This is a genomic window from Sedimentitalea sediminis (assembly GCF_042687825.1).
In the GTDB taxonomy this organism is placed as follows: Bacteria; Pseudomonadota; Alphaproteobacteria; order Rhodobacterales; family Rhodobacteraceae; genus Sedimentitalea.
Genome location: NZ_JBHUQE010000015.1, coordinates 71,938 through 78,597 on the forward strand (window position 1 = coordinate 71,938; position 6,660 = coordinate 78,597).

Genomic DNA, 6,660 nt, shown 5'->3' on the forward strand with positions numbered 1-6,660 from the left:
TAACCACGAGGAACAGTTCCCATGTCTGAATCCATCCGCAAGAAAGCCCAGCAGGCCCTGACCCAGGTCGAGGAAGTCACCGCCGTGACCCTGCCCGAACCCGCCAGGGATATCGTGGCACTGGATCAGGCGGACGCGCCGGTCGGGTCCGAAATCCGCCGGCGCATGGACGAGATCGACATGGAAAACACCAGTTCGATCGTGTCCTTCGGGTCGGCAGCCCAGGCGGAATTGCAGGAAATCAGCCAGGCCATGCTGGCGGATGTGCGCAACAAGGATGTCGGTCCCGCCGGCGATTCCCTGCGCGACATCGTCACCACGATCCGCGGCTTTTCGGTCAGCGAACTGGATGTGCGCCGCAAGCAGAGCTGGTGGGAGAAGCTGTTGGGCAAGGCCGCGCCTTTCGCCAATTTCACCGCCAAGTTCGAAACCGTGCAGGGCCAGATCGACAAGATCACCGATGATCTGCTGGGCCATGAGCATACGCTGCTCAAGGATATCAAGTCGCTGGATTTGCTTTATGAAAAGACGCTGCAGTTCTATGACGAACTGGCGTTGTACATCGCCGCCGGCGAGGCAAAGCTGGCCCGCCTGGACGGGACCGACATCCCGGCCAAAGAGGCCGCCGTGGCCGCCGCGCCCGAGGACGATCAGGTGATGGCCGCGCAGGAGCTGCGCGACCTGCGCGCCGCGCGTGACGATCTGGAGCGCCGGGTGCACGATTTGAAACTGACCCGGCAGGTGACGATGCAATCGCTGCCCTCGATCCGGCTGGTGCAGGAGAACGACAAGTCGCTGGTCACCAAGATCAACTCGACGCTGGTAAATACCGTGCCGCTCTGGGAAACTCAGCTGGCGCAGGCGGTGACGATCCAGCGCAGCACCGAGGCCGCCGCTGCGGTGCGCGAGGCCAACGACCTGACCAACGAATTGCTGACCTCCAATGCCGCCAACCTGCGCGACAGCAACAAGATGATCCGCCAGGAGATGGAGCGCGGCGTCTTTGACATCGAGGCGGTCAAGCAGGCCAATGCCGACCTGATCGGCACCATCAACGAAAGCCTGGCGATTGCGGATGAGGGCAAGGCCCGCAGGGCCGCAGCCGAAGAGGATCTGAAGAAGATGGAGGCCGAACTGCGCGACACGCTGGCGGCCGCCAAGGCGCGCCGCGACGGGGTGGGCGATACCTCGGGCACGGCTGTGCCGGGCTAGGGGTCAGGGCGTGCCGCGCGGTTTGCGCCATACGGGATTGTGCCTGACCGCCGCCGCCGTGTTGCTGATGACCGGATGCGACGATTTCGGATTGCGCAGTTCACTGACACCGCAGCCCCGTCCGGCGAGCCTGCGCATTCCCGATGCCGACCCGGTGCCGCCTTCGGCCCGCAGTCAGGACCTGGCGCGCTATTACACGCGCGTCCAGAACGACCTACTGACCCGGGGATTGCTGCGCACCGATGGCGGCGGACCAGATACGCCGTTTTCGGCCGACGATCTGGCGCGCAATTTCGAAACCATCGCGTTTTTCGACGAATATACCCGCGGCTCGGGCATCAATCGCCGCGGCAGCGACGACAGCGGTCGTCTCAGCCGCTGGAGCGGACCGGTGCGCATCAACACCGAATTCGGTGCCAGCGTGCCGCAGGACCGGCGCGACACCGACCGCGATCAGATCGACCGGTATGCCCGGCGGTTGTCCGGCGTGACCGGACACCCGATCAGCACCACCAGCTTGGGCGCCAATTTCCACGTTTTCGTGGTCGGCGAGGATGACAGCGCCTTTCTGCAACAGCGGCTGAAACAGCTGATACCCGGCATCAGCCCGGCCGAGCTGGACCTGTTCGGAAATCTGCCCCGGTCGTATTACTGCCTGGTGGTGGCGCTGTCGGGCTCCAACGCACCGCACGAGTATTCCGGGGCGGTGGCGCTGATCCGGGCCGAACATCCGGACCTGGTCCGCCGTTCGTGCATCCACGAAGAGATCGCGCAAGGTTTGGGCCTGCCCAATGACAGCCCCGCGGCGCGACCGTCGATCTTTAACGACGATGACGAGTTCGCGCTGCTGACCACGCATGACGAACTGCTGCTGAAAATGCTGTACGACCCCCGGCTGGAACAGGGCATGACCGTGGATGAGGCCCGCCCCATCGCGCGCATCATCGCCCGCGACCTGATGGGCCAACCGCTGTAGATTGACGATTTGAAAGGAACCTGAACATGGGCATCTTTGACTTTCTGGCCGGTGAATTCATCGACGTCATCCATTGGGTGGATGACAGCCGCGACACCATGGTCTGGCGCTTTGAACGCGAGGGCCACGAAATCAAGTACGGGGCCAAACTGACCGTGCGCGAGGGTCAGGCTGCCGTGTTCGTGCACGAGGGCCAACTGGCCGACGTGTTCACCCCCGGCCTCTACATGCTGGAAACCAACAACATGCCGGTGCTGACGACGCTGCAGCATTGGGATCACGGTTTCAAAAGCCCGTTCAAATCCGAGATCTATTTCGTCAACACCACCCGGTTCAACGATCTGAAATGGGGCACCAAGAACCCGATCATCTGCCGCGACCCGGAATTCGGGCCGGTGCGCATCCGCGCCTTTGGCACCTATTCCGTGCGGGTGACCGACCCGGCGCGGTTCCTGACCGAAATCGTTGGCACCGATGGCGAATTCACCATGGACGAGATCAGCTTTCAGATCCGCAACATCATCGTGCAGGAATTTTCCCGGGTGATCGCAAGCGCCGGCATTCCGGTGCTGGACATGGCCGCCAACACCGCCGATCTGGGCAAGCTGATCGCCACCGCGATTTCCCCTACCCTGCAGGGCTATGGGCTGACGCTGCCCGAACTCTATATCGAGAACGTCTCGCTGCCGCCCGCCGTCGAGGCAGCGCTGGACCAGCGGACCTCGATGGGGCTGGCGGGCGATCTGGGTCGGTTCACGCAATATTCCGCCGCCGAGGCGATGACGGCGGCGGCCAACAACCCGGCAGGCGGCGGCATGGCCGCTGGTCTGGGTGCCGGCATGGGGCTGGCCATGGCACAACAGATGGCGCCGCAATCCGGCCCCTGGGGCGCGGTACCGCGATCTTCGGCGGCAACGCCGGTGCCACCGCCGCCGCCGCCGGTAGAGCATGTCTGGCATATCGCCGAGGCCGGTCAGACCAAGGGGCCGTTCTCGCGCGCCGCCCTGGGGCGGATGGTTACCGAGGGCGGCCTGACCCGACAGACCCATGTCTGGACCGCCGGTCAGGATGGCTGGCTGCGCGCCGAGGACGTGCCGGAACTGGCGCAGCTCTTTACCGTCATGCCGCCGCCACCGCCCGGCGAATGACCGGCCGCCGCGCCTGAGACCCTCAGCCGCAGCGACATCCTTTTGCCCGCCGGCCTAGTCGACCGGCGGCATCGGCCTAGAGAATACCGCGCCAGACCAGCAGCGCGATCAGAAGAACGCTGAACAGGATCAGGTTGAAGGCCAGGCCGCCGAGCATGCCCAGCCACCAGCCCTTGATGCGGTCCACCTTGTCGATGGCCTGCAGGTGCTGCAACAGGATGTCCGCAGAACGGGCAAGCGCGGAGTTATCGACTGTCAGGCGCAGCTTTGGGTGCCCCAGACGCGGCTCGGCATCGGCCAGCGCCACCGCCTGCGCGCGGATCGAGCGCGGCAGCAACCGGCGCAGCCGCGGGATCGCCGCCTGCAGCGTTTCGGCCCGAATGCCCAGCTTGTCCCGCGCCAACGTCAGGGCGCGTGCGATATCCGCCTGTATGTCCCGTTCTTCCGGCATGACGCCCTCCTGCCCCGGCAATCTAGCGAGCACGCCCTGCGTCCTCAATGGGGCTGGCGCATGAACCGCGCCGGGTCTATCACTTGGCCATGCTGAACACGATTGTCCATGGAACCCCGACCGAGCTGCCAACCCTGCTGATTGCCCACGGCCTCTATGGTTCTGCCCGCAACTGGGGCGTGATCGCCAAGCGCCTGTCCGATTCCCGGCAGGTCATCGCGGTTGACATGCGCAATCATGGCGACAGCCCGTGGCGTGACACCCATGACTATCCCGGCATGGCCGACGACCTCTCTGAGGTGATCGCCAAAATCGGAGGCACCGTCGATCTGGTCGGACATTCGATGGGCGGCAAGGCGGCGATGATGCTGGCCCTGCGCCATCCTTCCGTCCTGCGCAAGCTGGTCGTGGCCGATATCGCGCCGGTGTCCTACTCTCATTCGCAGCAGCAATACATCACCGCCATGCGCGCGGTCGACCTGAACCGGGTCAGCCGCCGTTCGGATGCCGAGACACAACTGGCCGAACTGGGCATTGAAAGATCCTTGCAGAGCTTCTTCACCCAGTCGCTCGATATTCAGAACAAGGCCTGGCGGCTGAATCTGGACGTGCTCGAAGCCGAGATGACCAAGATCGTGTCCTTTCCCGACATCGATGCCAGTTGGGACGGGCCGGCACTGTTCCTGTCAGGCAGCGAGTCCGACTATGTTCTGGCCGAACACCGGCCGGTGATCCGCGCGCGGTTTCCCCGCGCCCGCTTTGCCAAGCTGGCCGGCGCCGGTCACTGGTTGCACGCGGAAAAGCCGCGCGAATTCGAAGCCTCGCTTCGGGCGTTTCTCACGGCTTGACCGGCGCACCGTAAAGCTTGCGCGCGATCAGGTAGGAAACCGGCAGAGCAGCCACCGCGCCAATGGCCGCGGCGATCAGGATCGGGATCAGCGTCCCGTATCCCGCGGTCAGGGCGGCGACGATGCCCGTGCCTGCCAGGGTGGTCGAAATCAGTGAATACAGAATCATGGCTAGGCGAATCATCGGGGCCTCCTTTGGTAGCCGGTTCGACATTCACATATTATTTTGTGAATGCGTCTGCTTTGATCCGCATCAACCGGGCCGGGCTGAACACATGGTATGATCCATTCATTCAATCGACAGGATGGGAGGAGCAGGTCCAATGATTACCCTGGACGATATCGAAGACATGACCTGTCTGAGCCGCGACCAGATCGCCGCGGTAGCAGAACATGAGCACCTGGCCGACATCAGCGCCGCGCTGTTGGCGGACTACCTGATGCACCGGCCCAAGGGTCCGCAGGCGATCCAGCAGATGATCTGCGAAGACATCCAGGAGGCCCTGCATGCGGATGACGTCGAACGGGCCCGTGCGCTGTTCGGAACGTTGCGCCGCTTTGTCGCCGACCATCCCGAAGCAGTGCGCGGGGCACCGGGCTGACGCCCGCTGCCGGCGCAGACGGTTCTGCAGGGCGCGTCCGAACTGACCCGCCCCCAGCCCGGTTTTTGCCGGGCAAATCCCGGACGTTAACCCTTCGTTCATATTCGTCGCGATACGGTGCAGGGGCACAGGGAAAGGCAATGGCGCATGCTGGCGTTTCTGATCATGTCAATACTGGCCGGGGGGCTTGCGGGAATGACCGCAGCCGTTCTGGGTCACGGGATCTGGACCGCCGCGCTATGGTACGTGCTGGGCTGCTGGGCCGGGTTTCTGTTAAGTGTGGTGGCGACGCTGGCGCTGCGACTGCGAACCCGGCCCCAGCCATTCCCCGCCGGTTACGCCAGCGAACGGACCACGCCGCATCGCACCCCTGCCGGCTGACCGGCACTGAAGGTCTTGCGCAAGGCGGAAAAAGCTGGTTTTTCTCGCCCACGGCACCCAGACGCGGAGACAGCCATGACCAGATCGTTCTTCATCGGGCTTGCCCTGTTGGCCCTGACCGCCTGCGAAACCGCAAAGGGCGCGGGGCGGGACATCCAGAAAGCCGGCAGCGCGCTGTCCGACACCGCGCAGGACGTGCAAAGCTCGCTCTGATCTCGGAATAAACCTGCCTGACCCGTCGCACTTGTCGTGATACGCAGGCCGTGCTCAGGCGGCGCGGGCGACCAGCGGATCGGCGATCAGGTCTTCGGCAACCTCTTCCAGAACGGCGGCGGCCTGCTCGGGGTCATAGTCCGTGGCATAGCGCTTGCGCACGCCGTGATCGGACAGCAGGTGATAGCGGTCCGCCGTCACGCCATGCCGCGCGAGACAGTTCTTGACGCAGGCCAGCGCACAGCCATCCAGCGCCACGATCGGGCGGCCCGACGTGGCGACCCGCACCAGCTTTGGCACGTCACCGCCAACCCCGGCAATGCAGGACATCTCGGCCAGCCCGCGGCGGTCCAAAGCAACGGCCAGATGATTGGCCATCTGGGCGGCGCTGGAACAGCCCGAACAGGAATAGACAAGCGGCAGGTGATCGCGGGACGGCATTACAGACTCCATATGCAGGACGGAACGGGGGCAATTGGTACGCAGAATGCGGATTCCCAGCGGCCCTGTCAAGAAAATTGCTGCGTTGCAGCAATTCGTGATCGGCTGGACCGAGGCGCGCGGAGCCACAGAGGGCGAGACCAACAAGCGGTGTCGTTCATTCACAGCGCCGCGCCCGAACCGAGGGGCCGGTGCTGAAAGCGCCCGCCCCGTGGGGGCGGTTCGGGCGCTGCCCATTCGAAGATTCGGCAGCCTGAAGGCATAGTGCAAAATCGCTGGAGAAAAGGTCACGACAGAATACCAGAACACTCCCTTCGCTAATTCTAATCTTTCAGGCGATATGCTGTCGCTCTTCCCTTTCGTCCGGCCTTGTTGCACAAATCGGTTG

At 64.1% G+C, this 6,660-nt stretch carries 10 protein-coding genes; 7 read left to right on the top strand and 3 right to left on the bottom strand.

Translation table 11 applies throughout. The features are described 5' to 3' along the window. Positions 1-21: 21 nt before the first annotated feature. The 3 genes from ACFMPD_RS12920 (at position 22) to ACFMPD_RS12930 (ending at position 3,336) form a co-directional block, all read left to right on the top strand. The gene (locus tag ACFMPD_RS12920; protein ID WP_380994990.1) at positions 22-1,212 is read left to right on the top strand and encodes a toxic anion resistance protein; all 1,191 of its coding nucleotides are present in this window, start codon (positions 22-24) and stop codon (positions 1,210-1,212) included. Positions 1,213-1,279: 67 nt separating this feature from the next. Continuing rightward, a complete protein-coding gene (locus tag ACFMPD_RS12925; RefSeq protein ID WP_380995015.1) occupies positions 1,280-2,188 on the top strand; it encodes a DUF2927 domain-containing protein in 909 nt (302 codons plus the stop codon). A gap of 26 nt (positions 2,189-2,214) precedes the next feature. After that, positions 2,215-3,336, top strand: a complete 1,122-nt coding sequence (locus ACFMPD_RS12930) for an SPFH domain-containing protein (RefSeq protein WP_380994992.1) — start codon at positions 2,215-2,217, stop codon at positions 3,334-3,336. Between the two features lie 76 nt (positions 3,337-3,412). Here ACFMPD_RS12930 and ACFMPD_RS12935 read toward each other — a convergent pair whose 3' ends face one another. Next, the gene (locus tag ACFMPD_RS12935) at positions 3,413-3,787 is read right to left on the bottom strand and encodes a hypothetical protein (RefSeq protein WP_380994995.1); all 375 of its coding nucleotides are present in this window, start codon (positions 3,785-3,787) and stop codon (positions 3,413-3,415) included. An 89-nt stretch (positions 3,788-3,876) separates the two neighbouring features. On the opposite strand from ACFMPD_RS12935, the gene ACFMPD_RS12940 reads away from it, so the two are divergent. Continuing rightward, positions 3,877-4,635, top strand: a complete 759-nt coding sequence (locus tag ACFMPD_RS12940; RefSeq protein ID WP_380994998.1) for an alpha/beta fold hydrolase — start codon at positions 3,877-3,879, stop codon at positions 4,633-4,635. Here ACFMPD_RS12940 and ACFMPD_RS12945 read toward each other — a convergent pair. Further along, a complete protein-coding gene (locus ACFMPD_RS12945) occupies positions 4,625-4,819 on the bottom strand; it encodes a CTP synthetase (protein WP_380994999.1) in 195 nt (64 codons plus the stop codon). The two genes, ACFMPD_RS12940 and ACFMPD_RS12945, sit on opposite strands and share 11 nt — an antisense overlap. Before the next feature lie 139 nt (positions 4,820-4,958). On the opposite strand from ACFMPD_RS12945, the gene ACFMPD_RS12950 reads away from it, so the two are divergent. The 3 genes from ACFMPD_RS12950 to ACFMPD_RS12960 all read left to right on the top strand — a co-directional run bounded on the left by ACFMPD_RS12950 (position 4,959) and on the right by ACFMPD_RS12960 (position 5,831). Further along, positions 4,959-5,237 (top strand): hypothetical protein, encoded by a 279-nt coding sequence (locus ACFMPD_RS12950; RefSeq protein ID WP_380995001.1) that lies wholly within the window; start codon positions 4,959-4,961, stop codon positions 5,235-5,237. Between the two features lie 147 nt (positions 5,238-5,384). Then, entirely contained in the window at positions 5,385-5,618 is a 234-nt protein-coding gene (locus tag ACFMPD_RS12955) for a hypothetical protein (protein ID WP_380995004.1), read from the top strand. 75 nt (positions 5,619-5,693) lie between these two features. Then, on the top strand, positions 5,694-5,831 hold the full coding sequence (locus tag ACFMPD_RS12960; RefSeq protein ID WP_380995006.1) for an entericidin A/B family lipoprotein: 138 nt from the start codon (positions 5,694-5,696) through the stop codon (positions 5,829-5,831). 54 nt (positions 5,832-5,885) lie between these two features. Here the strand turns inward: ACFMPD_RS12960 and ACFMPD_RS12965 are convergent, their stop codons facing one another. Next, positions 5,886-6,272, bottom strand: a complete 387-nt coding sequence (locus ACFMPD_RS12965) for a putative zinc-binding protein (protein ID WP_380995008.1) — start codon at positions 6,270-6,272, stop codon at positions 5,886-5,888. Positions 6,273-6,660 lie beyond the last annotated feature (388 nt).